Below are 2,718 nucleotides of genomic sequence, written 5' to 3' on the forward strand. Positions count from 1 at the left end.
CCTGATCGGGCGCTCACCGTCGTGCCCTCCATCAACCCAAAACCGGGGTTCCTTTTGCGCGAAAATACGGGGTCCCGATTCCACGGTCATTGACAATCGGCCGGTCCCTCGTGCCGGTCTGCATGGACAGGCCCCGGAGTGTGGCACATGACGGCTCCCGACGCGCTCAGCCGGTCGGTGGATGCATCGTCAAGCCCGAGAACACGAGACAACACGGCGCGGGTGTCTTCCCCGAGCATCGGTGGCGGCTTCAGCTGTGCCTTGCCCTGTGCCGGAAGGCCGTGTGCCGCCCGGATCAACCTGATTGGTCCTAGCTCCGGATGGTCGAGGCTTTGCACGACGCCGCGCTCCGTCACGCTGGGGCTTTCGAGCGCCTCTGAGACCGTTTTCACGCGCCCGGCCGGAACGCTCGCCCGCTCGCAGGCGTCGAGCCAGTGCTGGCACGGCTTGCGGCGAAGCAGGTCCTCGATGCCCGGGATCAGCTCTTGGCGATGGATGGCCCGCCCATGCGCCGTGGCAAAGCGCGGATCGCGGGCAAGGTCGGACTTTTCGAGCACATGGTTGCAAAAATCCGCAAACATCCGGTCGTTGCCGACCGCAAGCGCGAAGACGCCGTCCGACGCCTCGAAGACCTGGTAGGGAACGACCGTGGGATGCGCATTGCCGAAACGCACCGGCTTCACGCCGGCATTGAGATAGCCGGTCCCGACGTTGATGAGCATGTTCAGGGCCGATTCGAGCAGGGCGACGTCGATATATTGCCCCTTGCCGCTCTCCCGGCGCTGATAGAGCGCCGCGAGTATCGATTGCGTCGCGACCATGCCCGCCACGACGTCGGTGAAGGCGACGCCGAGGCGGTTGGGAGGCCCGTCGACCTCGCCGGTGATGGACATCAGGCCGCTTTCAGCCTGCATGATGAAGTCATAGCCCGGCCGGTCGCGCTCGGGGCCGGTCTGGCCGTATCCCGAAATCGAGCAATAGATCACGCCGGGGTTGAGCGCCGAGATGGCATCGTAGCCGAGACCGAGGCGATCGGCTGTGCCGGGCCGGAAATTCTCGACGACCACGTCCGCCCTGGCCGCGAGGTCGAAGACGATCTTCAGGCCCTGCGCATCCTTGAGGTCGATCGCGATGCTGTGCTTGCCCCGGTTTGCGCAGAGATAGTAGGTACTGACGCCTTTGTAGTTCGGCACCGACCATGCCCGCGTGTCGTCGCCGCCGTTGATGTTCTCGATCTTCCAGACCTCCGCCCCCAGGTCGGCCAGGCTCATCGTGGCCCAGGGGCCGGCGAGCACGCGGCTGAGATCGAGGACCCGGATCCCTTCGAGCGGCAGCGTGTCGTTCGTCATGTGAAGTCTCCGAAAGCGGGATCCGGGGGCGGACCCTCCCGGCGTTGCCGGCTGGATGCGAGGCCGCCCGCGCCGAACATTGCAATCCTTCGAATATCGTTGCACTGCTGCTTCCGGCGGGCCGTCCCAGGAGGGCATATTCTCTGCGCAGCGTGTGGACGTCAATCATATTTGAAAATAAATTCCGTTTTTATGATGGTGCCTGAACGCAGGAGTGATGCATGAGGAAAAGAAGAAATCCCGGCGAGGACGGCAAGGAAGCCGTCGGTTCCGCAACGTCGCTGACGCGCGGGCTGGAAATACTCCGCGCGTTCACCCCGGACGATTCGAGGCTTGGAAATCAGGACCTGATGGAGCGCACTCAACTGCCCGCTGCGACCATATCCAGGCTGACCTCCGTGCTGGTGGGCTTGGGATATCTGCACTACGATGTCGTCCTCGGACGATACAGCATTGGGCCCGCCACCGTGTCGCTGAGCTATTCCGCGCTCAGTTCGAACCCGGTCATCTATCTTGCGCGCCCATTGATGCAGGAGCTCGCCGACTGGACGGGCGCGGCGGTCGCGCTCGGCACGCGCGACGGGCTTGAGATGGTCTACCTGGCAAACTGCCGGTCCATGTCTCCCGTCACGCTGCAATTGAATGTCGGCTCGCGCGTGCCGATCGCCCGCACCGCCATGGGCCTTGCATACATCGCCGAGATGGATGCGGCGCAGCGCGAGCCCCTGATCGCCGCCATGAGAGATGCCGACGCGCCTTCGCATGGCGTACGAAAAAGGGTCGACCAGGCGATCCGAGACTACACGTCGTCGGGGTTCGTCAGCGCCTTCGGCGTTTGGCACAGTTACATCAACGCTGTAGGCGTCGCTTTCAGGCCGACGGACGGATCCCCCGTTCTCGCCATCACCTGCGGGGGGATCGCCGATATTCTGCCCGACGAATTCTGCATCGAGAAGGTCGGCCCACGGCTCGTCCAGCTTGTCCAGCGGCTGCGCCTTTCCCTTGCGGGAGAGGGGCCGTCCGGATGAAGAGCCCTGCCGCCGTCACCCGGACAGCTCCCGGGTCATTTCGCGCGCGATGATGATCTGCTGGATCTGCGAGGTGCCTTCGTACAGCCTGAAGAGGCGTACGTCGCGATAGAAGTGCTCGACCGGATAGTCTTCCATATAGCCGGCGCCGCCGTGAATCTGAACCGCCCGGTCCGCGACCCGGCCCACCATTTCGGAACAGAACAGTTTGCACGAAGCGGTCTGTCTGATGATCGCAGCGCCGTCGGTGCCGTCTGGGATGTGGTGGACTTTTGAGAGGGTGGCGTAGTCTCCGGGTGTTGAAGCCCACAAAACGGGATTCGGGCGTTGGAGCGCCAGGG

The 2,718-nt window shown here is 63.9% G+C and carries 3 protein-coding genes; 1 reads left to right on the forward strand and 2 read right to left on the reverse strand.

The window, feature by feature from the left end:
- Nucleotides 1–86: 86 nt before the first annotated feature.
- Nucleotides 87–1,349 (reverse strand): CaiB/BaiF CoA transferase family protein, encoded by a 1,263-nt coding sequence (locus tag DES43_RS22075; protein WP_133676449.1) that lies wholly within the window; start codon nt 1,347–1,349, stop codon nt 87–89.
- 221 nt (nt 1,350–1,570) lie between these two features.
- Here DES43_RS22075 and DES43_RS22080 point away from each other — a divergent pair, with 221 nt between their 5' ends.
- Nucleotides 1,571–2,377: an IclR family transcriptional regulator gene (locus DES43_RS22080; protein ID WP_035022420.1), complete on the forward strand. Its 807-nt coding sequence runs from the start codon at nt 1,571–1,573 to the stop codon at nt 2,375–2,377.
- Nucleotides 2,378–2,392: 15 nt separating this feature from the next.
- Here DES43_RS22080 and DES43_RS22085 read toward each other — a convergent pair.
- Nucleotides 2,393–2,718: acyl-CoA dehydrogenase family protein (locus DES43_RS22085; RefSeq protein ID WP_245514628.1), on the reverse strand; the 326-nt coding region annotated here is incomplete at its 5' end.

The organism is Aquamicrobium defluvii (assembly GCF_004363725.1).
Classification (GTDB): Bacteria; Pseudomonadota; Alphaproteobacteria; order Rhizobiales; family Rhizobiaceae; genus Mesorhizobium; species Mesorhizobium defluvii.

Coding starts and splice junctions, on each gene's coding strand:
- DES43_RS22075 (WP_133676449.1), bottom strand. CDS start 1,349: ATGACGAACGACACGCTGCCGCTCGAAGGGATCCGGGTCCTCGATCTC.
- DES43_RS22080 (WP_035022420.1), top strand. CDS start 1,571: ATGAGGAAAAGAAGAAATCCCGGCGAGGACGGCAAGGAAGCCGTCGGT.